The organism is Streptomyces sp. NPDC057428, assembly GCF_042803195.1.
In the GTDB taxonomy this organism is placed as follows: Bacteria; Actinomycetota; Actinomycetes; order Streptomycetales; family Streptomycetaceae; genus Streptomyces.
The window spans coordinates 21,565-47,322 of the sequence record NZ_JBHVCT010000019.1 but is presented as its reverse complement, the minus strand read 5'-3'; the positions used below and the strand labels follow the sequence as shown (position 1 = coordinate 47,322).

21 protein-coding genes and 4 tRNA genes are annotated in these 25,758 nt (G+C 70.2%); 10 read left to right on the top strand and 15 right to left on the bottom strand.

The window, feature by feature from the left end; translation table 11 throughout:
• From ACFU5K_RS10550 to ACFU5K_RS10540, 3 genes are all read right to left on the bottom strand, one after another.
• Positions 1–1,967 (bottom strand): DEAD/DEAH box helicase (locus ACFU5K_RS10550; RefSeq protein WP_384058936.1); only part of this gene is annotated, 1,967 nt, incomplete at its 3' end.
• A gap of 240 nt (positions 1,968–2,207) precedes the next feature.
• On the bottom strand, positions 2,208–2,771 hold the full coding sequence (locus ACFU5K_RS10545; protein WP_384058884.1) for a hypothetical protein: 564 nt from the start codon (positions 2,769–2,771) through the stop codon (positions 2,208–2,210).
• 151 nt (positions 2,772–2,922) lie between these two features.
• Positions 2,923–3,285 (bottom strand): metallopeptidase family protein, encoded by a 363-nt coding sequence (locus tag ACFU5K_RS10540; RefSeq protein ID WP_384058882.1) that lies wholly within the window; start codon positions 3,283–3,285, stop codon positions 2,923–2,925.
• Between the two features lie 125 nt (positions 3,286–3,410).
• Here ACFU5K_RS10540 and ACFU5K_RS10535 point away from each other — a divergent pair, with 125 nt between their 5' ends.
• The 4 genes from ACFU5K_RS10535 (at position 3,411) to ACFU5K_RS10520 (ending at position 5,390) form a co-directional block, all read left to right on the top strand.
• Complete coding sequence (locus ACFU5K_RS10535) at positions 3,411–4,928, top strand: metallophosphoesterase (RefSeq protein WP_384058880.1); 1,518 nt, start codon at positions 3,411–3,413, stop codon at positions 4,926–4,928.
• A gap of 177 nt (positions 4,929–5,105) precedes the next feature.
• Positions 5,106–5,178 (top strand) — tRNA-Glu (locus ACFU5K_RS10530).
• A 38-nt stretch (positions 5,179–5,216) separates the two neighbouring features.
• A tRNA-Asp gene (locus ACFU5K_RS10525) sits at positions 5,217–5,291 on the top strand.
• 22 nt (positions 5,292–5,313) lie between these two features.
• Positions 5,314–5,390 (top strand) — tRNA-Phe (locus ACFU5K_RS10520).
• A gap of 54 nt (positions 5,391–5,444) precedes the next feature.
• Here the strand turns inward: ACFU5K_RS10520 and ACFU5K_RS10515 are convergent.
• Both ACFU5K_RS10515 and ACFU5K_RS10510 read right to left on the bottom strand, forming a co-directional pair.
• Positions 5,445–6,275, bottom strand: coding sequence for a cytochrome c biogenesis CcdA family protein (locus tag ACFU5K_RS10515; protein ID WP_384058878.1), 831 nt, complete (start codon positions 6,273–6,275; stop codon positions 5,445–5,447).
• The gene (locus ACFU5K_RS10510; protein WP_384058877.1) at positions 6,272–7,045 is read right to left on the bottom strand and encodes a DsbA family protein; all 774 of its coding nucleotides are present in this window, start codon (positions 7,043–7,045) and stop codon (positions 6,272–6,274) included. Before ACFU5K_RS10510 ends, ACFU5K_RS10515 begins: the two co-directional genes overlap by 4 nt.
• 374 nt (positions 7,046–7,419) lie before the next feature.
• Between ACFU5K_RS10510 and hrpA the strand changes: the two genes are divergently transcribed.
• The 3 genes from hrpA to ACFU5K_RS10495 all read left to right on the top strand — a co-directional run bounded on the left by hrpA (position 7,420) and on the right by ACFU5K_RS10495 (position 12,047).
• Positions 7,420–11,367 carry an ATP-dependent RNA helicase HrpA gene (gene hrpA, locus ACFU5K_RS10505; RefSeq protein WP_384058875.1) on the top strand — a complete coding sequence of 1,316 codons (3,948 nt, stop codon included), beginning with the start codon at positions 7,420–7,422 and terminating at the stop codon, positions 11,365–11,367.
• A gap of 116 nt (positions 11,368–11,483) precedes the next feature.
• A tRNA-Asp gene (locus tag ACFU5K_RS10500) sits at positions 11,484–11,558 on the top strand.
• A 141-nt stretch (positions 11,559–11,699) separates the two neighbouring features.
• Positions 11,700–12,047, top strand: a complete 348-nt coding sequence (locus ACFU5K_RS10495) for a DUF6274 family protein (RefSeq protein WP_384058873.1) — start codon at positions 11,700–11,702, stop codon at positions 12,045–12,047.
• A 547-nt stretch (positions 12,048–12,594) separates the two neighbouring features.
• On the opposite strand, the gene bldC is transcribed toward ACFU5K_RS10495, so the two are convergent.
• A complete protein-coding gene (bldC, locus tag ACFU5K_RS10490) occupies positions 12,595–12,801 on the bottom strand; it encodes a developmental transcriptional regulator BldC (RefSeq protein WP_003949541.1) in 207 nt (68 codons plus the stop codon).
• Positions 12,802–13,462: 661 nt separating this feature from the next.
• Entirely contained in the window at positions 13,463–14,308 is an 846-nt protein-coding gene (locus ACFU5K_RS10485; RefSeq protein ID WP_384058871.1) for a hypothetical protein, read from the bottom strand.
• A 177-nt stretch (positions 14,309–14,485) separates the two neighbouring features.
• Here ACFU5K_RS10485 and ACFU5K_RS10480 point away from each other — a divergent pair, with 177 nt between their 5' ends.
• Positions 14,486–15,577 (top strand): Leu/Phe/Val dehydrogenase, encoded by a 1,092-nt coding sequence (locus tag ACFU5K_RS10480; protein ID WP_384058869.1) that lies wholly within the window; start codon positions 14,486–14,488, stop codon positions 15,575–15,577.
• A gap of 345 nt (positions 15,578–15,922) precedes the next feature.
• Positions 15,923–16,180 carry a DUF3073 domain-containing protein gene (locus tag ACFU5K_RS10475; RefSeq protein ID WP_073750911.1) on the top strand — a complete coding sequence of 86 codons (258 nt, stop codon included), beginning with the start codon at positions 15,923–15,925 and terminating at the stop codon, positions 16,178–16,180.
• A gap of 153 nt (positions 16,181–16,333) precedes the next feature.
• Here the strand turns inward: ACFU5K_RS10475 and purM are convergent, their stop codons facing one another.
• From purM to purS, 8 genes are all read right to left on the bottom strand, one after another.
• Entirely contained in the window at positions 16,334–17,407 is a 1,074-nt protein-coding gene (purM, locus tag ACFU5K_RS10470) for a phosphoribosylformylglycinamidine cyclo-ligase (RefSeq protein ID WP_384058867.1), read from the bottom strand.
• 60 nt (positions 17,408–17,467) lie between these two features.
• Entirely contained in the window at positions 17,468–18,994 is a 1,527-nt protein-coding gene (purF, locus tag ACFU5K_RS10465) for an amidophosphoribosyltransferase (RefSeq protein WP_384058865.1), read from the bottom strand.
• Between the two features lie 389 nt (positions 18,995–19,383).
• Positions 19,384–20,238 carry an META domain-containing protein gene (locus tag ACFU5K_RS10460; RefSeq protein ID WP_384058863.1) on the bottom strand — a complete coding sequence of 285 codons (855 nt, stop codon included), beginning with the start codon at positions 20,236–20,238 and terminating at the stop codon, positions 19,384–19,386.
• 37 nt (positions 20,239–20,275) lie between these two features.
• A complete protein-coding gene (locus ACFU5K_RS10455) occupies positions 20,276–21,070 on the bottom strand; it encodes a sterol carrier family protein (RefSeq protein ID WP_384058862.1) in 795 nt (264 codons plus the stop codon).
• Between the two features lie 79 nt (positions 21,071–21,149).
• Complete coding sequence (locus ACFU5K_RS10450; protein ID WP_384058860.1) at positions 21,150–21,674, bottom strand: ArsR/SmtB family transcription factor; 525 nt, start codon at positions 21,672–21,674, stop codon at positions 21,150–21,152.
• A 108-nt stretch (positions 21,675–21,782) separates the two neighbouring features.
• Positions 21,783–24,032, bottom strand: a complete 2,250-nt coding sequence (purL, locus tag ACFU5K_RS10445) for a phosphoribosylformylglycinamidine synthase subunit PurL (RefSeq protein WP_384058858.1) — start codon at positions 24,030–24,032, stop codon at positions 21,783–21,785.
• Positions 24,029–24,709: a phosphoribosylformylglycinamidine synthase subunit PurQ gene (gene purQ, locus ACFU5K_RS10440; RefSeq protein WP_384058856.1), complete on the bottom strand. Its 681-nt coding sequence runs from the start codon at positions 24,707–24,709 to the stop codon at positions 24,029–24,031. Before purQ ends, purL begins: the two co-directional genes overlap by 4 nt.
• Positions 24,706–24,957: a phosphoribosylformylglycinamidine synthase subunit PurS gene (gene purS / locus ACFU5K_RS10435; RefSeq protein WP_384058854.1), complete on the bottom strand. Its 252-nt coding sequence runs from the start codon at positions 24,955–24,957 to the stop codon at positions 24,706–24,708. Before purS ends, purQ begins: the two co-directional genes overlap by 4 nt.
• A gap of 387 nt (positions 24,958–25,344) precedes the next feature.
• Here purS and ACFU5K_RS10430 point away from each other — a divergent pair, with 387 nt between their 5' ends.
• On the top strand, positions 25,345–25,680 hold the full coding sequence (locus ACFU5K_RS10430) for an Lsr2 family protein (RefSeq protein ID WP_384058853.1): 336 nt from the start codon (positions 25,345–25,347) through the stop codon (positions 25,678–25,680).
• Positions 25,681–25,758: the final 78 nt, after the last annotated feature.

The following is a 25,758-nucleotide window of genomic DNA, read 5'->3' as shown; positions in this document are numbered from 1 at the left end:
TCACGGTTGAACGCCGGGCGGTCGTTGTCACGACGCTCGAACGAACGGCCACCACGGTCGTCGCGACGGTCGCCGCCACCGGAACGGAAACCGCCCGAGGGACGCTCGTCACGGCGGTCACGGTTGAACGCCGGGCGGTCGTTGTCACGACGCTCGAACGAACGGCCACCACGGTCGTCGCGACGGTCGCCGCCACCGGAACGGAAACCGCCACCGACCGGACGGTCCTCACGACGGTCGTTGCTCCCGCGGAACGACGGGCGGTCGCTGCTGCCCCGGTAACCGTTGCCACCGGCGGGACGGCCACTGCGCTCGCCGACGCGGTCGTTGCCGCCGCGGTATCCGCCCCGGTCGCCGCCGCGGTCGTCACGGCGGGCGTAGTTGCCGCGGTCGTCACGACGGTCCTCGCGGGCAGCAGGCTGCTCGGGGACGGACACGGCGGCGACGAGCGCGGCCTCGGCCTCGGCGGCCACCTCGGCCACCGCCGCCTCCGGGTCGTCGCCCCGCTCGCGTGCGGCACGGGCGACCAGACGGTCGGCCTCCTCGCGCAGCTCGACGGCACGGCGCTGGACGCGCTCCAGCTGCTTGGTGAGGTCGGCGGCCTCGCGCTCGGCCTGCTTGGCCGCGTTGTTCGCGGAGTCGGCCTGGACCTCGGTCAGCGACCGGGCGCCGGTGATCTCGGCGACCTCGGGCTCGAAGACGCCCGCGCCCTGGACGATGTGACGCGAGGCGTCGACGCCCGCGTCCTCCATGAGGCGGAAGATCTGACGACGCTGGTGCGGCAGCGCCAGCGAGACGACGACACCGGACTTGCCGGCACGGGCGGTGCGGCCCGAGCGGTGCAGGTAGTCCTTGTGGTCACCGGCCGGGTCCACGTTCAGGACCAGGTCGATGCCGTCGACGTGGATACCGCGGGCGGCGACATCGGTGGCGACGAGCGCGTTGACGAAGCCCTTCTTGAAGTCCTCGAGCACGCGGGTACGGGCACCCTGCGTCATGCCGCCGTGCAGCGCGTCCGCCTTCACGCCGGACTCGATGAGCTGCTCGGCGATGCGGTCGGCACCCAGCTGGGTGCGGACGAAGATGATCGTGCGGCCCTTGCGGGCGGCGATCGCGGCCGTGACGGGCGCCTTGTCCTTCGGCTTCACGACGAGGACGTGGTGAGACATGGTCGAGACGTTGCCCTGGGCGCTGTCGACCTCGTGGGTGACCGGGTTGCTCAGGTAACGCTTGACGAGCGTGCCGATCTCGTTCTCCATGGTGGCGGAGAAGAGCATGCGCTGGCCGCCGCCGGGGATCTGGTCGAGCAGCTCGGTGACCTCGGGCAGGAAGCCCAGGTCCGACATCTGGTCGGCCTCGTCGAGGACCGCGACCTGGACGTTGGCCAGGGAGCAGGCGCCACGGTTGATGATGTCGCGCAGTCGGCCCGGGGTGGCGACGAGGACGTCGACACCGCGCTCCAGCGCGTAGATCTGGTTGCCCATGGACGTACCGCCGCAGACGACCTTCATCTTCAGGCCGAGTACGTCGCCGTAGGGCTGGAGCGCGTCCGCGACCTGCATCGCGAGCTCACGGGTCGGCGTGAGGATGATCGCGCGGGGCTTCTTCTTGTCGGTGTGACCGCCGGCCAGCGCGGTCAGGGTGGGCAGACCGAAGGAGAGGGTCTTGCCGGAGCCGGTACGGCCACGGCCCAGGATGTCTTTGCCGGCCAGGGCGTCCGGGATGGTCGCGGCCTGGATCGGGAAGGGGGCCGTCACACCGTTCTGCGCGAGCTTGCGGACGATGCCCTCGGGCAGGCCCAGCGAGGCGAACGTGATGCCGGGCTCGGCGTCCTCGGCGGAGGCCTCCTCGGCGGGGGACTCGGCGGCGGGAGACTCGACGACCGCGTCGGGAGCCTGGGCCACGAGGGACTCGGCGGCCTCCACGACCTCGATGATCTCGACGTCGTTCTCGACGCTCTCGGACATGACGGTGTGGTCAGAACTGGAAATTGACATGCGAAATGCGAAACCTTCCGGAGTCTCGGCACGCGCCCGTAACTCCGTGTTTTCGCAATTTCGACCGCCTCAATGCGGTCCAGCCACGGCAAGGGAGAGTACGCGCCACACGGCGCTCTTCTGTGTCGGCGCCGGGCAATGGGATCAAACGATCTACTACCATACGCACCCTCCCCCACTTCGCGCAAACCGGGGCGTCCAGTTCGGTGCTCACACCGGCGCGACCTGCGGCGATGCCCTCGGAGTGGGCCACACGTCCACCCGGTCCGGCACCCCCATCGCGTCCGTACGGAACTGCGCCGCGGCCGGCGAAGCCGTGGGCGGCTCGGGCGGCTGCGACGGCTCCGGGTCGGGCGAGGGCGGAGGCGGCTCCGGGCTCACCGGCGGGGGTGGCGGCTCAGCGGGCCCGGGTGCGCTGGGCTCGGGCGTGGGCAGCGGCCCGCCACGCGTGGGCTCGGATGTGCCGGGGGCGGTACCGGGCACCCCGGGGGTGCCGCCCTCGGGACCGGCCGACGCGCCCCGGCCCGGGGCCTTCGCGTCCGGCTTGCGGCGGGCGTCGTGCCGGTCGGACTGCGCCTCGGCCCGCCCGGAACCGGACCACCCGGAGCCGGAAGCGGTGTCCCCGTCCGGCCGGGCCGAGGCACCCTTCCGGTCCGCCTGTCGCGTGGGTGACGGGTCCCCTGCGTCGTCGCCGACGCTCATGCAGCCGGTGGACGCGGCGATCGTCAGCGCGGTGACGGCTGCCCAGCGGACGCGGGCGGACAACTGGCGCACGGGATGGACCTCCGGGGCGGAGAGGGACGGGGGCGCTGTGTTCAACTCCCCTGCCCCCACCGGGGACACGCCCCGGCACAACACCCGCACACACGGCGCTCCCCCACTCACTCCCCCGACGCCGCCAGGAGCGCCGGCGCGAGCCGGGTGCTCACCCGTAACCCAGCTCGTGCAGCCGCTCGTCGTCGATGCCGAAGTGGTGGGCGATCTCGTGGACGACGGTGATCTCGGTCTCGGCGACGACGTCCTCGCGCGTCTCGCACATGCGCAGCGTCGGCCCCCGGTAGATGGTGATCCGGTCCGGGAGCACTCCCGCGTACCACTCGCCGCGCTCGGTCAGCGGGGTTCCCTCGTAGAGGCCGAGCAGTTCCCGGTCCCGCGGGTCCTCGGATTCCTCGGGCTCCTCCTCCACGAACACCGCGACGTTGTCCATCAGCCGCATCAGCTCCGGCGGGACACGGTCAAGAGCAAGGCTCACCAGCTCTTCGAACTCCTCGCGCGTCATCTCCAGCACCCGGCCATTGTCACTTACGGCCACCCCTGTGCGGACGGGCCGCTCCCCGCCCGCGGGCCACCCGCCCGGCCCACCACCGCCCGCCGGCCCGCATGTCCGCCGTCCGTTCGGGGCATACGCGCCCAATGGCACGCCCGTTCCACGCCGCAGCCGCCCGTGTCCGCCGACTCCGCCCCTCCCGCTCTCCCTCGGCCCTCGGCCTCGCCCCCGCGACGCACCCCTGGCAACATGCGCTCGGGCTGCTGGCAGTGGTGGTGCTGGGTGCCTGGCTCGGGCTGCTGGTGGTCGGCAGCGTGCGTACGCCGGTGGGGCCCATGGACACGACCATGACCCTGCGGCCGTCGGTGAGCGGCGGAACCAAGATCAACGTGTCTCCCCTCGGCGCCCTGGAGCTGGACTCCCACCACGCCCCCGTCCGCCTGGACGTGGACGTCGACCAGCTGGACCCGGAGCGCTCCCAGGCCCTGGTGAAGCACCCCGAGCGCCTGTCCGGCCTGCAGCAGGAGGTCACCGACGACGTCGCCTCCGGCACCCGCGAGCTGGCCGTCCGCTCCTGCGTGGCCGTCGTGTCGGGGGCCACCGCCCTCGGCCTCGTCGTCTACCGCCGCCCGCGCCGCGCGCTGGCGGCCGGCGGGCTCGCGCTGGCGCTCCTGGCGGCCTCGGGTGTGAGCGCGTACGCCACCTGGAACCCGAAGTCGGTCCTGGAGCCGAAGTTCTCGGGGCTGCTCTCCAGCGCCCCGTCGGTAGTCGGCGACGCCCGGTCGATCGTCACCGAATTCGACGTCTACCAGCAGGAACTGGCGCGCCTCGTCACCAACGTCACCAAGCTGTACGACGCCACGTCCACGCTGCCCGTCTACCAGCCCGACCCCGGGACCATCCGGGTCCTGCACGTCTCCGACATCCACCTGAACCCGGCGGCCTGGCACATCATCGCGCCGCTGGTCGAGCAGTACGAGATCGACGTGATCATCGACTCCGGCGACACGATGGACCACGGCACGGCCGCCGAGAACGGCTTCCTGGACCCGGCCCGGGACCTCGGCGCCCCCTACGTCTGGGTGCGGGGCAACCACGACTCGAAGCTGACCCAGGCGTATCTGGAGAAGACGAAGAACGTGCACGTCCTGGACGAGGGTGCCGCGGTGGACGTGGCCGGGCTGCGCATCGCGGGCACCGGCGACCCCCAGTTCACCCCCGACCGCTCCCGCCCCCCGGGCGGCAAGGCCGCCGAGCAACTGGCCGGCATGCGTCTCGCCTCGGCGCTGCGCGACCAGAAGCGGGCGGGCACCCCGGTGGACATCGCGGTGGCCCACGACCCGAACGCGGCCCGGGAGACCGACGGAACGGTTCCTCTGGTCCTGGCGGGCCATATCCACCACCGGGTGAACGAACTGCTCCCCCTGGGCACCCGCCTGAAGGTCGAAGGCTCCACGGGCGGCGGCGGACTGCGCGCCGTACAGAACGAGAAGCCCGAGAAGGTGCGCGCCTCGGTGCTCTACCTGGACCGCTCCACCCGGCACCTGCAGGCCTGGGACGAGATCACGCTGGGCGGGCTCGGCCTCACGACGGCCGAGGTCGGCCGCCACCTTCCGGAGGAGAACAAAGCCGGGGCGTCCCCCTCGCCCAATCGGTTTGGCTGACACCGAAACGCCGTAGTACAGTCTGCGACGTGCCCAAACGGGCGCCGGTCAGGGCTCGACCGTTCTGATGCCAGTACTGGTTGAGGAAGAAGCGGAACCTCTCGAGGCGAAGCTGAGTCAGATGCTTCTCACGTCCCCTGGGGCGACAGACGCAGAAGCAGCAACAACAGCTGTTTTGCCCTCATCGTCTAGTGGCCCAGGACGCCGCCCTTTCAAGGCGGTAGCACGGGTTCGAATCCCGTTGGGGGCACGCACCACCCTGTGCGACACTTAGTCGCACAACAGCTTGGTCCTGTGGAGCAGTTTGGAGTGCTCGCCACCCTGTCAAGGTGGAGGCCGCGGGTTCAAATCCCGTCAGGACCGCTGCAGCCCATATGAGCTGCGTGGCTGGGTAGCTCAGTTGGTACGAGCGATCGCCTGAAAAGCGATAGGTCGCCGGTTCGATCCCGGCCCCAGCCACCACCCGAAGGCCCCGTCCCCGGACGGGGCCTTCGTCGTACCCGCACCCGCCGCCCGTCACTGGTCGTCGCGGCGCCGGCGGATCGCATGGACGACCGGCACCAGCAGGGCCACGGCCACTACCACGGTCAGCGCCGCCACGTCCGGCACGCTCGCGCCGACGCGCTGCGCCCACTGCTCGACGGCGAACGACGAGTCGACGTCCAGGAGTCCGGGCAGCCCGGTCGTTCCGTCGTAGACGAGGAAGAGCACGCCGAGTCCGACGAAGAGGAGACCGGACAGCAGCGAGTTGCTGTGCACTCCGAGGCGGCCGAAGTGCAGCGTCCTGCCGCGCAGCCAGGCCCTGCGGCCCAGGTCGAAGCGGTCCCAGAGCAGTGCGAGCACGAACAGCGGCACGGCCATGCCCAGTGCGTAGACGGCGAGAAGCAGCCCGCCGTAGACGGGACTGCCGCTGACGGCCGCCACCGTGAGGACGCCTCCGAGGATCGGGCCCGCACAGAAGCCGGCCAGTCCGTAGACCGCACCCAGGGCGTAGACGGAAAGAGCCGTCGTGGGCCTGATCCGGCCGCTCAGTGCGGCGATCCGCCGGGAGGCGAAGCCCAGACCGGCGATCTGGAGGAGACCGAGCCCGATGATCAGCCAGCCCGCGCCGAGTACGAGCGCGTCCCGGTGCCCGTGGAGCAGCCGCCCGGTGTACGAACCCGCCGCGCCCAGCGGGACGAGGGTCGTCGCGAGACCGGCGTAGAAGATCCCCGTGTGCGCCAGCAGCCGTGTGGCGGAGTCGACGGAGTACGCGAAGAAGGCCGGGAGCAGCAGGGCGCTGCACGGGCTGACCAGGGCGAGCAGTCCGCCGAGCAGTGCCGCGAAGTAGCCGATGTCCGGGGTCACTTCGCGGGGTCACCGGCGTCGTTGCCCGCGCTGCCCACGTTCGCGGCCTCCGCCGCGGCCTCCTCGACGGCCTGGGTGAAGACGGCCGTCGGCTGGGCACCGGCGACGGGACGGCCGTTGATGAGGAAGGACGGGGTGGACGTGGCGCCGATCCCGTAGGCCTGTTCCCGGTCCGCGCGGACCGCCTCCGCGGCCGCCGGGCTGGCGCTGTCGCGTGCGAACCGGTCGAGGTCCTTGACGCCCGCCTGCCCGGCGAGGGTCCTCAGCCGGGCCTTGCCGAAGCCCTTCTCCTTGGCGTCCTCGGCGTAGGCGGCGCGGTGGAAGGCCCAGAAGCGGTCCTGCCGCCCGGCCGCCCAGGCAGCGCGGGCCGCCGCCTCCGACGCCTCGCCGAAGATCGGGAAGTTGCGCCACTCGATCCGCAGGGTGCCGTCCTCGACGTACCTCTTGATCAGTTCGGGTTCGGTGTCCCGGGCGAACTTGCCGCAGTAGCCGCACTGGAAGTCGGCGTACTCGATGAGGACGACCGGGGCGTCGGTGCGTCCCAGGGCCAGCTTGTCACCCGCGTCGCGGCGGGCGAGTTCCGCCAGTTCGCGGCGGACGTCGGGGTCGGTGCCCTCGGTCGCACGGGTGGCCGGGGTGTCCGAAGCGGCACCGTCGGGGGCGGTGGCCAGATAGGAGACGAGGCCGAGCAGTCCTGCGGCGAGCGCGACGGCGAGGCCGAGGAACAGCGGCTTCCTCGTGGTCGACCAGGTGCGGTGGGGCGTGGGCATGCGGCACTCCGGGCTGGTGCGGGTGTATCGGGTGAGGGGGAGTGGAGCGGGGAGGGCCCGCCTGCACCCTCGGCTCGGAGAGTTCGGCGGGTGGGGATATCGCCCGGTACCGGCGGAGTACGGCACCCACCGCACCCTGCGGCACGCGGGGCGCCCGCCGCAGGACATCACGCGCGGCCGCCGGGCTGCGCCGCTGCGAAGGGGACACGGGACCGCCTTGGACGGGGAACGAGTGATCAGCTGCCCGAAATGGTACGTGCTGTGACTGCGCATGACCGCTCGGTCACCGATGTGACGCATCCCTGGCCGCCCGACGGGGCCGGTACGAAATGGGTTCGCCACTCCTCGCGCCCGGGTGAGATCCTGGGATCCGTATGTCTACTTCCTTCGCCGATCTCCAGTCCCAGCTCGGACAGCTCTCGCTCCGCGACGCGAACCGGCTCGGCCGGCGCCTCGAAGGAGCGCGCCGCATCCGCAAGCCCGAGGCCCGACAGTCCGTTCTGGACGAGATCGCGGCCGAAGCGGGCAAAGCGGCCGAACGGCTCGCCACGCGCGCCGCCCGGCTGCCCGCTCTGTCGTACCCAGACGAGCTCCCGGTCAGCCAGAAGAAGGACGAGATCCTGGAGGCGATACGCGACCACCAGGTCGTGATCGTCGCGGGTGAGACCGGGTCCGGCAAGACCACGCAGATCCCCAAGATCTGCATGGAGCTGGGACGGGGCGTCCGGGGCATGATCGGGCACACCCAGCCCCGCCGGATCGCCGCCCGTACGGTCGCGGAGCGGGTCGCGGACGAGCTGAAGACGCCGCTGGGCGAGACGGTCGGCTGGAAGGTCCGCTTCACCGACCAGGTGAACCCCGAGTCGACGTACCTGAAACTGATGACCGACGGCATCCTGCTCGCCGAGATCCAGACGGACCGCGAGCTGCTGGCCTACGACACGATCATCATCGACGAGGCCCACGAGCGGTCCCTGAACATCGACTTCCTGCTCGGTTACCTGGCCCGCCTGCTGCCGAAGCGCCCGGATCTCAAGGTCGTCATCACCTCGGCGACCATCGACCCCGAGCGGTTCGCACGCCACTTCGGCGCGGCGCCGGTCGTCGAGGTCAGCGGGCGTACCTATCCGGTGGAGGTGCGCTACCGGCCCCTCCTCGAGGAAGAGGGCGACGACTCCGACCGGGACCAGATCACCGCGATCTGCGACGCCGTCGACGAGCTGGGCCACGAGGCCCCCGGCGACGTCCTGGTCTTCCTCTCCGGCGAACGCGAGATCCGGGACACCGCGGACGCCCTGAACAAACGCAACCTCAGACACACCGAGGTGCTCCCCCTCTACGCGCGCCTGTCGCACGCCGAGCAGCACCGCGTGTTCCAGCGCCACACGGGCCGCAGGATCGTTCTGGCGACCAACGTCGCCGAGACCTCGCTGACCGTCCCCGGCATCAAGTACGTGATCGACCCGGGCAACGCCCGCATCTCCCGCTACAGCCACCGCACCAAGGTCCAGCGGCTGCCGATCGAGCGGATCTCCCAGGCCAGCGCCAACCAGCGCAAGGGCCGGTGCGGCCGTACGTCGGACGGCATCTGCATCCGGCTGTACTCCGAGGACGACTTCGTCACCCGGCCGGAGTTCACCGACCCGGAGATCCTGCGGACCAACCTGGCCTCCGTCATCCTCCAGATGACCGCGGCGGGCCTCGGCGACATCGAGAAGTTCCCCTTCATCGACCCGCCGGACCACCGCAACATCCGTGACGGCGTGCAGCTCCTCCAGGAGCTCGGCGCGCTCGAAGCGGGGGAGAAGTCCCCCCAGGAGGGGAAGAAGGGGCAGCGGCTCACCCCGCTCGGGCGCAAGCTCTCCCAGCTGCCCGTCGACCCCCGCCTGGCCCGCATGGTCATCGAGGCCGACAAGAACGGCTGCGCCCGCGAGGTCATGGTCATCGCCGCCGCGCTCTCCATCCAGGACCCGCGCGAGCGGCCCGCGGAGAAGCAGACCCAGGCCGACCAGCAGCACGCCCGGTTCAAGGACGAGACGTCCGACTTCCTGGCGTACCTGAACCTCTGGCGCTACGTCCGCGAGCAGCAGAGGGAGCGCGGCTCCTCGTCGTTCCGCCGGATGTGCAAGCAGGAGTACCTGAACTTCCTGCGCATCCGGGAGTGGCAGGACATCTACGCGCAGCTGCGCACGGTGGCCAAGCAGATGGGCATCAGCGTCGAGGAGCCCAAGGCCGACGAGGGCGTCCCCGAGCAGGCGGTGCACACCTCGCTGCTGGCCGGCCTCCTTTCGCACATCGGGCTGAAGGACACCGAGAAGAACGAGTACGTGGGCGCCCGGAGCGCCAAGTTCGCGATCTTCCCGGGCTCCGCGCTGTTCAAGAAGCAGCCCCGGTTCGTGATGTCGGCCGAGCTGGTCGAGACCTCCCGGCTGTGGGCGCGCGTCAACGCGAAGGTCGAGCCGGAGTGGATCGAACCCCTCGCCCAGCACCTGCTGAAGCGCACCTACAGCGAGCCGCACTGGGAGAAGGACCAGGCGGCGGTCATGGCGTACGAGCGCGTCACGCTCTACGGGGTACCGATCGTCGCCCAGCGCAAGATCAATTTCGGCCGTATCGACCAGGAGGCGTCCCGCGATCTGTTCATCCGGAACGCCCTGGTCGAGGGGGACTGGCGCACGCACCACCAGTTCTTCCATGACAATCGCAAACTTCTCGGCGAGGTCGAGGAGTTGGAGCACCGCGCCCGGCGCCGCGACATCCTCGTGGACGACGAGACACTCTTCGACTTCTACGACCGGCGGATCCCCGAGCACATCGTCTCGGGAGCCCACTTCGACTCCTGGTGGAAGCACAAGCGCCGCGACGAGCCCGACGCCCTCGACTTCGAGCGCTCGATGCTCATCAACGAGAAGGCCGGCGCCGTCACCAAGGACGACTACCCGGACTCCTGGCGGCAGGGGAAGCTCAAATTCCGGGTGACCTACCAGTTCGAGCCCGGCGCGGACGCCGACGGCGTGACCGTCCACATCCCGCTCCAGGTGCTCAACCAGGTCACGTCCCAGGGCTTCGACTGGCAGATCCCGGGCCTGCGTGAGGAGGTCGTCACCGAGCTGATCCGCTCGCTGCCGAAGCCGATCCGCAGGCACTACGTCCCAGCGCCGAACTACGCGGACAAGTTCCTCGACCGGGCTGTCCCGCTGCAGGAGCCGCTGCCGCTCACCCTCGCCCGTGAGCTCCAGCGGATGGTCGGCGTACCGGTCACGGCCGACGACTTCGACCTGTCCCGGATCCCGGACCACCTCAAGATCACCTTCCGGATCACCGACGAACGGCGCCGCAAGGTCGCCGAGGACAAGGACCTGGAGGCGCTGAGGATCCAGCTGCGTCCCAAGGCGCGGCAGGCCCTCTCCGATGCCGCGGCGGCCACGGCCGGGCCCTCGGGCGAGTCCGTCGAGCGGGCGGGCCTCACCGACTGGACCATCGGCACCCTGGACCGCGTGTTCGAGACCCGCCGGGCGGGTCAGCCGGTGAAGGCCTACCCGGCACTCATCGACCGGGGCGACACGGTCGCCGTACGGCTCTTCGACACGGAGGCCGAGCAGCAGCAGGCGATGTGGCGCGGTACCCGGAAGCTGATCCTGCTGAACATCCCGGTGAACCCCGCCAAGTTCGCCTCGGACAAGCTCACCAATCAGCAGAAGCTGGCACTGTCGCGCAATCCGCACGGGTCCGTCCAGGCGCTGTTCGACGACTGCGCGACGGCGGCCGCGGACCGGCTGATCGCCGCGCACGGCGGACCGGCCTGGGACGAGGCGTCGTTCCGCAGGCTCTACGACAAGGTGCGCGCCGACATCGTGGACCTCACCGTCCGCACGGTCGGCCAGGTGCAGCAGATCCTGGCGGCCTGGCAGGCCTGCGAGCGCAGGCTCAAGTCGACGAACAGCCTGGTCCTGATCAACAACGTCACCGACGTGCGCGACCACCTGGCCCGTCTCGTGCCGGCCGGCTTCGTCACCGCCACGGGGCTGCGCAGGCTGCCCGACCTCATGCGCTACCTGGTCGCCGAGGACCGCCGGCTGCAGCAGATGCCGGCGAACGCCCAGCGCGACACGACGCGCATGGAGAAGGTCCACGAGATGCAGGACGAGTACGCCTGGCTCCTCGAACAGCTCCCGCAGGGACGGCCCCTGCCGCAGGAGGTCCTGGACATCCGCTGGATGATCGAGGAGCTGCGGGTGAGCTACTTCGCGCACGCGCTCGGCACCGCGCAGCCCGTCTCGGACAAGCGGATCGTGAAGGCGATCGACGCGGCGGCGCCGTGAGGAGACCCGCCGCCGGTCCGTAACAGCTCCCGCACGGTGGGTGAGTTCGACCTGGCCCCGGAACCTCCTGTAGTGTCTGTCTTCGCAGCCAGCCGCAAGGCAGGAAGCGAAAACGAGGTCCTGTGGAGCAGTTTGGAGTGCTCGCCACCCTGTCAAGGTGGAGGCCGCGGGTTCAAATCCCGTCAGGACCGCAGTAGACGAAAGCCCGGATCCCCTGGATCCGGGCTTTCGTGCTTCTTGACTACGGCACCGGACGCGGGTACCCCCGTAGGACGGAGTCCGCCCCGGTTCACCCGGCAGGGGGCGGCGGGGTCCACCGGGAGGTCGCGCGCATGTCCGCGTCCACGGCAAGGCACGAGACCCGCGCGCTGCTGCGCGCCCACCTGGCGGCGGCCTCCGGCTACCGCCACCTCACCCGGCACTGCCCGATCTGCTATCGGCTGCTGCGGCTGGCCATGGAGCCCCTGACGGCCCCCCAGGAGCCTTCAGGGGCGGCCGAATCGGGCGCAGCGGACCAGCCTCTGGCAGCCCCGGAGAGCGCCGACAGCGGCCGCGGGAGCCGCACTCGCGGCGAGGCCGGCCCGCGGGGCGTCACCGCGGAAGGTGACGCTCCCGCCACGGAGCCTCCCGCGGACCACGGCGAGGCCCCTCCCGGTGACCGAAGTCCCGCCGGGGCGTGACCATCGGCCGCAGTCGGCGGCGTTCCGGAAGTGGCAGGCTCGTAGTTGGAGAGCTCGCAGCGGTGTGACGGGAGTCACTGAACTTGTTTTCAGGAAGGGGCACCTTACGCACTTCCTACAACTGGCGAATTTAATATGTGCAATTGCACTACCTGTGGAGTACATCCCGGACCGTTCCGCACGAGCCGCCCCACGACGTCCGGGACCCGGGCGAACAGTCCCGAACAGTCCCGCCCACAGTCACACGCCCAGGCTCCGCAAACCGACCCGTCGGCCGGTTCGGGAGGCCGGTTCGGGAGGCCGGCGCGGCCGTCCGGAGAGCCGCGCGCCCGCGAACGCGCCACCCCGCTCCCCCGGGCAAGACCCTCCGGAAAAACGAAGATCGCACTGGACCCGGCGGAGTCCAGCGCGATCGAACGACGAACCCGCATGGTCACAGGTATGGCGCCCGTTGGGGCGGGCACCCGTCGTGTGGAGCTATGAGTGGGATAACCGGGGGCTGGGGGACCCTCCGGAACCCTGTTATGGCTGCGGCGACAGGGGTGTGTCAGGCCTCGCTGCGCTGCTGCGGAATACCCGCAAGCAGTGCGCGGACCTCTGCCTCGCGATACCGGCGATGTCCACCGAGCGTGCGGATGGACGTGAGCTTGCCAGCCTTTGCCCAACGGGTGACCGTCTTCGGGTCCACGCGGAACATCGTGGCGACCTCAGCCGGGGTCAGCAGCGGCTCGGCATCAGGGGTGCGAGCGGTCATGAGCGGCCTCCTCGGGAGAACCGAACCATCTCGGTTCTTTCCTCTAAATTCTGCACCTTGACCCGCGTTGCCCGAAATGACGGACGCGGGCCGAGTCGGTTATAGGACGAACGGCTTGTCCTCGGCACTACAACTACACCATCCGTCCAGCCACGTCGGCCAAACCGATGGAATTGCCCTCCCAGGTGTTCATCAGCGACGGAAGCCGATGGACCATGCCATAGCGGACAGTCACGCCCCAGTAACGATCAGTCACAGGTCAACCAGGAGTCGTCAGAAGTCGTCAGACCCCCCATAGCGTGCAATGCAAAGCATTCCGCCCACAGTTGGACGAACAGAGTCCTCCCGGACTCCTTGTCCTATTTTGGCATGAGGAGTAGGGAAGGGCGCAAGGGCCCTGTTAGTGCTGTCCGTCACGCTTGAGGCAAAGGCCCGGTTCGGGACGTAGGTCCCGACGGCCGCGACAGCGCTTCCTCGCCCCGCCCGTCGCACGCGTCGCACCAGGCACGTGGTCGCGCGTCTTCCCGGTCCCCTCAGGACATCCCGTCCACCTCCGCCCGCCGTCCCCGGTGCCCGCAAGTGTCGGACACCTCACAGGATGTCTCTTCCCTGCACTGAACACCTCTATGCGGCGTTGCGCTCCAATTCACACCGCTTCGGGCTAGTTGGAGGACTGCAGGTCGCGTACCGCCCGCCAGCGGTCGACGAGACGCCCGTACGCGACACCCGCGGCGTCGCTGTCCCCGGCGCGCAGAGCCGCGATGCCCTCGGCCACGTCCGCGGCCGAGCGGTCACCGGCGAGCTGCTCGCCGGAGAGCGCGTGCACGAGGCCGCCGTAGTCGAGCTCGACCAGACCGCGCGGATGGAACTCCTCCAGCCAGCGCCCGACATCCACGAGCCCCTCGGTCAGCGGCCCTTCGTCGACCGTCTCCCGCAGCGTCCGCAGGGCCCTCGCCAGCCGCCGCCGCGCCTGCACCATCGGAGTCCGGTAGCGCAGGGAGGGCCGCCCCCCGTCGGCGCCGGCCGCGACGTACTCGCGCTCCGCGTCGTCGAACAGGACGAACCAGCGCACCGGCACGTGCCACACCGTGGTCCGGATCCAGGGACGGGCGTCCGGGTTCCGCTCCGCCCACCGCTCGTAGTCCGCCACCGCCTGGCCCCGCACCACCGGGGGCAGCACCGCGTCCAGCACGTTGGCCGGAAACATACCCCCCAGCTCGCCCAGTGCCATCCAGCCCCGCATCCGGGTGCGCCACGGGCACACGCACACCACCCCGTCGATCTCCGCCACGAAGGCGTCCCCGCTCTCGTGCACCGGCACCGGCACCGGCGGGATGGGCACCAAGTCCGCCAGCGAGCGGCGCAGTTCGTCCTGTGCCGTGGGCAGGACCGGCCGCTGCGCGTAACGGGCCCAGTGACCCCGCTCGGGCTCCCGGAAAGCGGCGAGCGGCTCGTACACCCGCAGATAGGACGCGTATGGGACGAGCACCGAAGAGACCACCGACATGCGGTAAATCGTGTCACGCCCGTACTCCACCAGGGGGTGATCCCGCGCACCGGAGCAGATCCGCGTGTCCCGAGGACTTACGCTCTTGCCCAGTCGGACCGGCCGCTGCCGGGCCGGCCGGGACCCTCCCCACCTTCAGGAGGGTCTTCCGCCGCTTCGTACTTGGGAGTCACCACAGTGACCGATGTGACCGGCGTACCTGTCGATGTGCTGCGCACCCTGTTCCACTCGGATCAGGGGGGCCACGAACAAGTCGTCATCTGTCAGGACCGCGCCACCGGCCTCAAGGCCGTCATCGCCCTGCACTCCACCGCCCTGGGCCCCGCCCTCGGCGGAACCCGCTTCTATCCGTACGCCTCCGAGGAGGAGGCCGTCACGGACGCGCTGAACCTGTCGCGCGGCATGTCGTACAAGAACGCCATGGCCGGCCTCGAGCACGGCGGCGGCAAGGCCGTGATCATCGGCGACCCGGAGCTGATCAAGTCCGAGGAACTGCTCCTGGCCTACGGCCGGTTCGTGGCATCGCTGGGCGGGCGGTACGTGACCGCGTGCGACGTCGGCACCTTCGTCGCCGACATGGACGTCGTCGCCCGGGAATGCCGCTGGACCACTGGCCGCTCGCCCGAGAACGGCGGCGCGGGCGACTCCTCCGTCCTCACCGCGTTCGGCGTCTTCCAGGGCATGCGGGCCTCCGCCCAGCACCTGTGGGGCGACCCCACGCTGCGCGGCCGCAAGGTCGGCGTCGCAGGCGTCGGCAAGGTGGGCCGCCACCTGGTCGAGCACCTGCTCAGCGACGGCGCGGAGGTCGTCGTGACCGATGTGCGCGAGGAGTCCGTCCGCCGGATCACCGACCTGCACCCCGAGGTCGGCGTGGCCGCGGACACGGACGCGCTGATCCGCACCGAGGGCCTGGACATCTACGCGCCGTGCGCACTGGGCGGCGCGCTGAACGACGCGAGCGTCCCCGTGCTCACCGCGAAGATCGTGTGCGGAGCGGCGAACAACCAACTGGCGCACCCGGGTATCGAGAAGGACCTTGCCGACCGTTCGGTCCTGTACGCGCCGGACTACGTCGTGAACGCCGGTGGCGTCATCCAGGTCGCCGACGAACTCCACGGTTTCGACTTCGACCGGTGCAAGGCGAAGGCGGCGAAGATCTTCGACACCACGCTGGCCATATTCGCACGTGCGAAGGCGGACGGGATCCCGCCGGCCGCCGCCGCCGACCGGATCGCCGAGCAGCGGATGGCCGAGGCCCGCCGCCCCTGACCGGTGCGACACGCCGCGGGCACCCGTCGCCGGGCCTCGGCGAGAGTCCGGCGACGGAAGCGGCGTAGGGGTGACGGAGCGGCCGGCCCGCCCCTGGGAGACAAGACTCACTCAGGTCGGCGGGTCGGCCGCCAACAAGAGGTTAAAATCGGTCTTGACCAGCGAGGGAGGGCTCCTCGGCGGTCCTGCGCGAAGGCACGTGATGCGGGCGGCGTACCGTATGGCCGAGGAAGCAGGTACCGTTAAAGCCACGGGCGCGGTCTCTCAGCCGAGAGTCCGTCCTGAAACATGAACGCGTGTCAAGACTCTGGGGCCGTCGAGCCCCGTCACCGAGGGGGTCGAGCCATGGGGCGCGGCCGGGCAAAGGCCAAGCAGACCAAGGTCGCCCGCCAGCTGAAGTACAGCAGCGGCGGGACGGACCTGTCGCGTCTGGCCAATGAGCTGGGCGCATCGCCTTCGAGTCAGCCACCGAACGCAGAGCCGTTCGAGGACGACGACGAGGAAGATGACCCGTACGCACAGTACGCGGATCTGTACAACGACGACGAGGACGCGGACGAGGACGAACAGTCCGGTCCGTCGTCACAGCGCCGCGGCGCTTGACCTCGCTCTGACACATCAACCCGGTCCGGGTCCGCCCGGACCGGGTTCTGTGCTGTCCGGGCCAGGAACGGCCGGTGCGTTCGCCGCGGAGCACCACTCGTGTACGGCCCGCCGCCGGTCCGGCACCCGGCCGGGACCGGCGGACATGCGGTCCTACCGTCCGTAGCTTCCGGTCAGGGCCGCGCCTGCGGCGTGGTCACCGCGCTCGGTGATCTCGCCGGCGACCCAGGAGTCCACGCCCCGGTCGGCCAGCGTCGTCAGTGCCGCGTCGACCGAGTCGGCCGGCACGATCGCGATCATGCCGACACCCATGTTGAGCGTCTTCTCGAGCTCCAGCTGTTCGACCTGCCCGGCCTTGCCGACCAGATCGAACACGGCGCCGGGCGTCCAGGTGCCGCGGTCGACCGTGGCGTGGAGCGCGTCGGGGATCACCCGGGCCAGGTTGTTGGCCAGACCGCCGCCGGTGACGTGGCTGAAGCCGTGCACCTCGGTCGTACGGGTCAGTGCCAGGCAGTCCAGGGAGTAGATCCTGGTGGGCTCCAGGAGCTCCTCACCGAGCGTCCTGCCGAACTCCTCGACCTCGCGGTCCAGGGCCCATCCGGCGCGGTCGAAGACCACGTGGCGCACGAGCGAGTACCCGTTGGAGTGAAGACCGGAGGACGCCATCGCGATCACGGCGTCACCCTTGCGGATACGGTCCGGGCCGAGCAGGCGGTCGGCCTCGACCACGCCCGTGCCCGCGCCGGCGACGTCGAAGTCGTCGGGACCGAGCAGGCCGGGGTGCTCGGCCGTCTCGCCGCCCACCAGCGCGCAGCCCGCGAGGACGCAGCCCTCGGCGATGCCCTTGACGATGGCCGCGACACGCTCGGGATGCACCTTGCCGACACAGATGTAGTCGGTCATGAAGAGCGGCTCTGCTCCGCACACGACCAGGTCGTCGACGACCATGCCGACGAGGTCGTGGCCGATGGTGTCGTACACGCCCATCTGCCGGGCCAGATCGACCTTGGTGCCGACGCCGTCGGTCGCCGAGGCCAGCAGCGGGCGCTCGTAGCGCTTGAGCGCCGAGGCGTCGAAGAGACCGGCGAACCCGCCGAGGCCGCCGAGGCCCTCGACCTCGGGGCGCTTCGTCTTCTTCACCCACTCCTTCATCAGCTCGACGGCGCGGTCACCGGCTTCGATGTCGACGCCCGCCGCGGCGTAGGAAGCACCTGTTGTCTCAGACATGGCCCGGGATCTTTCGTGTGGGAGTGCGGGGCTGGTGGGGAAGCGGCCGGTCGGTCCGGATCACGGACGACGCAGCGCGTCGGCAGCCGCGGTCGCGGCGGGGCCGGCGGCCAGCTCGGTCTCCAGCAGCTGCTTGCCGAGCAGCTCCGGGTCCGGGAGCTCCATCGGGTATTCGCCGTCGAAGCAGGCGCGGCACAGGTTCGGCTTGGCGATCGTCGTCGCCTCGACCATCGCGTCGAGCGAGATGTACGAGAGCGAGTCGGCACCCATGGAGGTGGCGATCTCGTCGACGGTCATGCCGTTCGCGATCAGCTCGGCGCGCGTGGCGAAGTCGATCCCGAAGAAACAGGGCCACTTGACCGGCGGGGACGAGATCCGGATGTGGATCTCGGCGGCACCGGCCTCGCGGAGCATCCGCACCAGGGCGCGCTGGGTGTTGCCGCGGACGATCGAGTCGTCGACGACCACCAGGCGCTTGCCCTTGATGACTTCCTTGAGCGGATTCAGCTTGAGGCGGATGCCCAGCTGGCGGATGGTCTGCGAGGGCTGGATGAAGGTCCGGCCGACGTAGGCGTTCTTGACGAGGCCGGCTCCGAACGGAATTCCGCTCGCCTCGGCGTAACCGATGGCCGCGGGGGTTCCCGATTCCGGCGTCGCTATGACCAGATCGGCCTCGATGGGGGCCTCCGCAGCCAGCTTCCGGCCCATCTCCACACGGGAGAGATAGACGTTGCGCCCGGCGATGTCGGTGTCGGGGCGGGCGAGGTAGACGTACTCGAAGACGCAGCCCTTGGGCTTCGCTTCCGCGAAGCGGGAGGTGCGCAGGCCGTTCTCGTCGATGGCGACGAGCTCACCCGGCTCGATCTCGCGGACGAAGCTCGCACCGCAGATGTCCAGGGCGGCGGACTCGGAGGCCACCACCCAGCCGCGCTCGAGCCGGCCGAGGACCAACGGGCGGATGCCCTGCGGGTCACGGGCCGCGTAGAGGGTGTGCTCGTCCATGAAGACGAGCGAGAAGGCGCCCTTCACCCCGGGGAGCACCTTGCTGGCGGCTTCCTCGATGGTGAGCGGCTTGTCGTCGGCGTCTCTCTGCCCGGCGAGCAGAGCGGTCACCAGATCGGTGTCGTTGGTCGCCGCGACCTGGGTGGCACGGCCGTCCCTACGGGGAAGGTCGGCGACCATTTCGGCGAGCTGGGCCGTATTGACCAGGTTGCCGTTGTGACCCAGGGCGATCGAGCCGTGCGCGGTGGCACGGAACGTCGGCTGCGCGTTCTCCCACACCGAGGCACCGGTGGTGGAGTAACGGGCATGACCGACCGCGATATGGCCCTGGAGCGATCCCAGAGACGTTTCGTCGAAGACCTGCGAGACCAGTCCCATGTCCTTGAAGACCAGGATCTGGGACCCGTTGCTCACTGCGATGCCCGCGGACTCCTGTCCACGGTGCTGCAGGGCATACAGTCCGAAATAGGTGAGCTTGGCGACCTCTTCGCCGGGAGCCCAGACACCGAAGACGCCGCAAGCGTCCTGGGGGCCTTTCTCTCCGGGGAGCAGGTCGTGGTTGAGTCGTCCATCACCACGAGGCACGCCACCGAGTGTAGGCGAGATCGACCACCGGTCCGAATTGGGTGAGCGCCTGGCAGGAGCTCGGGGAGGGCTGCGGACACGCCCTCGCAGGCCGCCGGCCGACGGTCCGGGGTGAGGCCGGGCGATCACTGCTCGTGATCATGGTCGTCCCCGCGTCAGAGGCCCGGACCGGGTGCCGGGCGCCCGTGGCACGGGATGGGCGCCGGTTACCGACGGGTCGGTCCTGTCGGCCGTCCGCCCCCGTCCGCTGCTCGATCGTGGCACTCGGTGAGCCGTACGGAGGAGCGGACCTGGTCGTGGCCGAACGCTCGTTTCGTGGCGAGCCTCACACCGCGCGACCGCTGCGGGAGCCCCGTGAGCCCCGCGCGAACGCCTCGCGGGCACCGTGGTCACCGCCCGGTAGCCCGGGCGGTCGCTTCGAATCCGTCGCCGCCCTTCGCCGTGAGCGACAGGGTGCGGTGCGCGATCGTGTACGTCGTCTCCCCCTTCATGGCCCCGAGCAGCGCCCGCTCCAGCTTCATCGACCCGCCCGGGCACATCTTCCGGGTCGAGGCCAGCGGGCCGAAGGTGATCGTGGAGCCGGAGACGACCGCCTTGCCGTGGAAGGAGTTGCAGCCGAGGTTCCCCTCCACGGTGCCGTCCTCGCCGAACGTGAGCCGCGCCCTGCCCGTCGTACCGTCGGGCAGGGAGGAGGCGACATCGCCCGAGTGCAGGCCGCTCACCTTCCACCCGGTCTTGGTGAGCGGGGCCGACGGCTCGGAGTTCAGGGCGATGGAATCGCCCTGAGCGGTGGTCAGGGTCAGCGTCCGCGCGTCGCCGCTCCCGGCGACCGCTGCGTCGAGCTTGCCGTGGAAGGCCCGGCCCATGGCGACCTCGAATTCCTGGACGTCGTCCGCGCACGCCATCGCGGTGGTGGTGCTCTGCCCGACGGTGACCGCGGAACCGTCGATGCGGACGTCCGCCTTGAAGCGGTTGCAGCCCAGACTGCCGGTGGCCTTCCCCTCGGAACCGATCTCGACATGGGCTCCGGCGGGCGCGGTGGTCTTCTTCCCGTCGACGGTCAGGGAGGACACGTTCCAGTGGACACCGGTCAGGGGTGGCTCGGTCCGCACGGTGCCGCTGCCGTCTCCGGGGTCGCCCGAGTCCCCGGATCCCGCTCCGGGGCCCGGCTCCGTACCGCAGGCGGCCAGGGTGAAGGTGGTCAGGACGGCAAGGGCGCTGACGGCCATACGTTGTGTGCGCATGGCCATGTGACGGGCCGACCAGCCGATCCGGTTCCCCTCAGACCGTCAGCGGCAGCAACGACGCGAGGTCGGCACGCTCACCACTGGCGCTGACCTGCGCCGAGCCGAGTGCCTCCGCCCACTTGGTGCGGCCGGTGGCCAGTCGCATCCAGGTGAGCGGGTCCGTCTCCACGACGTTGGGCGGCGTCCCACGGGTGTGCTTGGGACCGCCGATGCACTGCACGACGGCGAAGGGCGGGACGCGCACCTCGACGGAGCCGCCCGGGGCCTTGTCCGCGAGCGCGTCGGCGAGCAGCCGGGTGCAGGCGGCGAGTGCCTGCCGGTCGTACGGGATGCCGAGGTCCGTCGCCCGGTTGAGATCGTCCGTGTGGATGACGAGCTCGACGGTACGGGTCACCAGGAAGTCGCCCAGCCGCATCGTGCCCGCCCGGGTGGTCAGCAGCCGGTCCTGGGCGCCGGCGGGCACGAGTTCGGTGAACCGCGCGGCCGTCTCCTCGTACAACGCGTCGAGATCAGGGCCGTCCGCCGCCGGGTCCTCCTCGTCGGTCCCGCCAATGTCCCGGTCGGCGGAGAACGGCCACTCCAGCAGGGCCGTGCCCGGCCTGGGGCCGCCGGCGGGCGGTGGCAGCTCCATGGCACGGCTCGCCCTGTCCAGGACCGTGGCCACGCGCGCGGCCACGTCCCGCACGGTGCGTCCCCCCGGCGCGGGCAGGGCGAGCTGTTCGGGCGTCATGGCCCGGACGGCGTCCCGTACGTGGGCGAACTGGGCCAGCACCGCGGACCGGGTCCTGGACATGTCGTACGCCCGGGGGCGCTTCTTGGCCGGTGGCATGAGGGCGAGACTAACCGCCGGGTCCGACAGCCGGCCGACAGCCTCCGCGACTGTGAACACCTCGCCGGTATCCCGCGGTTCACGGCCGGGCCGCCGTGAGGACCACCAGCAGCGGCACGACCCGGGCCCCTGGCACCTCGTAGCGCCCCCGCCCCGTCATGTGCAGCCAGCCCGCGGCGGTGAGAAGTCGCAGGTGGTGGTAGATCTGCCCGGTCGTGCCCGTCTCGTCGAGCCCGGCGAGCTCCGCGACGGTACGCCGGCCCGCGAGGATCTCGCGGAGCAGCCGCAGCCGTACCGGATGGCCGAGAGCCGCCAGGGGCTCGGCGGCCTCCGCCCAGTCGGGGCGGTCCTCGTCGGTGCCGAGGAGCCCCTCGGTGAGCGCGCCGTACTGCCATTCGAAGCGCTCGCCTGCGGGCAGCCTGACCGCGCCCGTGAACAGCACCCCGCCGTCGGCGGCTGCGTCCCCGACCAGGCCGAGCTGGTCCTTCAGACCGTCCAGCGCCCAGAAGTCGCCGTCGCCCAGCTTCGGTCTGCCGCCGCCCGCGGCCGACTCCAGCACCGCGAGCCGGCGCTCCAGCTCGGCCACGCGTTCCTCAAGCTCCACAGAACACAACCTTACGTAATTACGTAACATCAATCAACGAGTTTCCGTGAGGACGTCGAAAGCCCCCGTCCGGTCGACCCGGACGGGGGCTTTCGGCTCAGGCAGAACCTAGGCGAACAGACCCTCCAGGGTCCCCTCGTGCGCCGTGCGCAGCTCGCTCAGCGGAATGCTGAACTCGCCCTGGATCTCGATCTCCTCGCCGTCCACGACACCGATCCGGGCGACGGGCAGACCCCTCGCCCCGCACATGTCGTTGAAGCGGAGCTCCTCGCTGCGCGGGATCGAGACGACCGCGCGGCCCGCCGACTCCGAGAACAGGAAGGTGAACGCGTCCAGACCGTCCGGGACGACCAGCCGCGCACCCTTCCCGCCGCGCAGGCAGGACTCGGTGACCGCCTGGATCAGGCCGCCGTCGGAGAGGTCGTGCGCCGCGTCGATCATGCCGTCGCGGGAGGCCGAGATCAGGATCTCGCCGAGCAGCTTCTCGCGGCCCAGGTCGACCTTGGGCGGCATGCCGCCGAGGTGCTGGTGGACGACCTCGGACCAGGCCGAACCGCCGAACTCCTCGTGGGTGTCACCCAGGAGGTAGAGCAGCTGCCCCTCCTCGGAGAACGCGACGGGCGTGCGCCGGGTGACGTCGTCGATCACGCCGAGCACGGCCACGACCGGCGTCGGGTGGATCGCCGTGTCACCGGTCTGGTTGTACAGCGACACGTTGCCGCCGGTCACCGGGGTGCCCAGCTCCAGGCAGCCGTCCGCGAGACCGCGCGTGGCCTCCGCGAACTGCCACATGACGTCCGGGTCCTCGGGCGAACCGAAGTTCAGGCAGTCCGAGATGGCGAGCGGCTTGGCGCCGGACGCGGCCACGTTGCGGTAGGACTCGGCCAGCGCGAGCTGCGCGCCCGTGTAGGGGTCCAGCTTGGCGTAACGGCCGTTGCCGTCGGTCGCCATGGCCACGCCCAGGTTCGACTCCTCGTCGATCCGGACCATGCCGGCGTCCTCGGGCATCGCGAGCACGGTGTTGCCCTGCACGAAGTGGTCGTACTGGTCGGTGATCCAGGACTTGGAGGCCTGGTTCGGGGAGGCGACCAGCCTGAGCACCTGCTCGCGCAGCTCGGCGCCGTTCGCCGGGCGGGCGAGCTTCCCGGCGTCGTCCGCCTGGAGCGCGTCCTGCCACGACGGGCGGGCGAACGGCCGGTGGTAGGTCGGCCCCTCGTGCGCGACGGACCGCGGGGGTACGTCCACGATCTGCTCGCCGTGCCAGAAGATCTCCAGCTGCGAGCCCTCGGTCACCTCACCGATGACGGTGGCGATGACGTCCCACTTCTCACAGATCTCCAGGAAGCGGTCCACGTGCTGCGGCTCGACGATCGCGCACATGCGCTCCTGCGACTCGCTCATGAGGATTTCCTCGGGCGAGAGGGAGGAGTCGCGCAGCGGCACGGTGTCCAGCTCGACGCGCATGCCGCCGGAGCCCGCGGAGGCCAGCTCGCTCGTGGCGCAGGAGAGCCCGGCGCCGCCGAGGTCCTGGATGCCCGCGACGAGCTTCTCCTTGAAGATCTCCAGGGTGCACTCGATGAGGAGCTTCTCCTGGAACGGGTCGCCGACCTGGACGGCGGGCCGCTTGGTGGGCTTGGTGTCGTCGAAGGTCTCCGAAGCCAGCACGGAGACTCCGCCGATGCCGTCGCCGCCGGTACGGGCGCCGTAGAGGATGACCTTGTTGCCGGGGCCGGAGGCCTGGGCGAGGTGGATGTCCTCGTGCTTCATCACGCCGATGCAGCCGGCGTTGACGAGCGGGTTGCCCTGATAGCAGGCGTCGAAGACGACCTCGCCGCCGATGTTCGGCAGGCCGAGGCAGTTCCCGTAGCCGCCGATGCCCGCGACGATGCCGGGCAGTACGCGCCGGGTGTCGGGGTGGTCGGCCGCACCGAAGCGCAGCGGGTCGACGACCGCGACCGGACGGGCGCCCATGGCGAGGATGTCGCGGACGATGCCGCCGACGCCGGTCGCCGCACCCTGGTAGGGCTCGATGTACGAGGGGTGGTTGTGCGACTCGACCTTGAAGGTGACCGCGTAACCCTGGCCGACGTCGACGACACCGGCGTTCTCGCCGATACCGACGAGCATGGCGTCGTTGGCGGGTACCTTCTCGCCGAACTGCTTGAGGTGGACCTTGCTGCTCTTGTAGGAGCAGTGCTCGGACCACATCACGGAGTACATGGCGAGCTCGGCGCCGGTGGGACGGCGGCCCAGGATCTCCCGGATGCGGGCGTACTCGTCCTCCTTGAGGCCGAGCTCCTTCCAGGGCTGTCCGGCGTCCGGCGTCTCGGCCGCGTGCTTGACCGTGTCGAGGCTCATGCGTTGACCAGCTTCTTGATGATCGAGGTGAAGAAACCCAGGCCGTCGGTGCGACCGGTGCCGATGAGCGGCTCGACGGCGTGCTCCGGGTGCGGCATCAGCCCGACGATGTTGCCTGCGGCGTTGGTGATGCCGGCGATGTCGCGCAGCGAGCCGTTCGGGTTCACGTCGGCGTAGCGGAACGCGACGCGGCCCTCGGCCTCCAGCTCGTCGAGCGTGCGCTCGTCGGCGGTGTACCGGCCGTCCATGTTCTTCAGCGGTACGGAGATCTCCTGGCCCGCCGTGTAGTCCGAGGTCCAGGCGGTCTCCGCGTTCTCCACCCGCAGCTTCTGGTCGCGGCAGATGAAGTGGAGGTGATTGTTCCGGAGCATCGCACCGGGCAGCAGGTGCGCCTCGGTCAGGATCTGGAAGCCGTTGCAGATACCGAGGACCGGCATACCGGCCTTCGCCTGCGCGATGACCGTCTCCATCACCGGCGAGAAACGCGAGATGGCGCCGGCGCGCAGGTAGTCGCCGTAGCTGAACCCGCCCGCCAGGACGACGGCGTCGACCTGGTGCAGGTCCTTGTCACGGTGCCAGAGCGATACGGGCTCGGCCCCCGCGATCCGTACGGCCCGCAGGCTGTCCTGGTCGTCGAGCGTGCCGGGAAAAGTGACGACGCCGATACGGGTGGTCACTTCTCCTCCTCCACCTTGACGGTGAAGTCCTCGATGACGGTGTTGGCGAGGAAGGTCTCGGCCATCTCATGAATACGGGCGAGGGCGGCATCGTCGACCGGCCCCTCGACCTCGAGCTCGAAACGCTTTCCCTGACGAACGTCCGCGATTCCGTCGAAGCCGAGACGGGGCAGCGCGCGCTGCACAGCCTGTCCCTGCGGGTCGAGGATCTCCGGCTTGAGCATGACGTCGACTACGACGCGTGCCACTGGCACTCCCGGTGGTGTGGTGCGGCTGTGTCTCCGAGGGGTTCCCCAGATCCCCGCGGGTCCACTCAGCGTACCTGGCCAGAAATTCTACGCGGGTAGATATCGGGCGGCGAGGATCACACCGCGATATCGAAGCGAGGCAACACACGGAAAAACCTGAGGAAAAAATCTTCACCGCGATTGAGCGAGGGCGTCACACGGAAGCAACACGCGGAAGTAATTGGGCGGGCTTCACAATGCGGCTCCCACCGCTGTACAAATGAATACAGGGAAAGCACCATTGCCCCGGAACAGTCGACAACCGTCGATCCGTATCCGCCCAGCCGCCGGAAGGCCGGCATCAGCGCCTGACAGACGCGACGATGCCGCAGGAAAGGACCGATATCCGTGGCTCAGCGCGTCGTGGTCACACTCTCCGACGACATCGACGGGGGAGAAGCGGCGGAAACGGTCACCTTCTCCCTGGACGGGAAGTCGTACGAGATCGACCTCAATCCCGCCAATGCAAAGAAACTGCGCAAGGCGCTGGCCCCGTACGTCTCGGCCGGCCGAAAGCAGACAAATACCGGCAAGCGCGGCAAGGCCCCGGTGGCCTACCACCACACCTCGCTGGCGCCCGACCCCGCCGCCGTGCGCGCCTGGGCCCGCTCGCACCGGATGGAGGTGCCGGCCCGCGGCCGGATCCCCAAGAAGGTCTACGAGGCGTTCCACGCGGCCAGTTGAGGGCGACGCCCGGAATGTTCCGTTCCGGTTCAGCGCCCGTCCCTCCCCGGGGCAACACCTCGGGGAGCCGACTTGCAC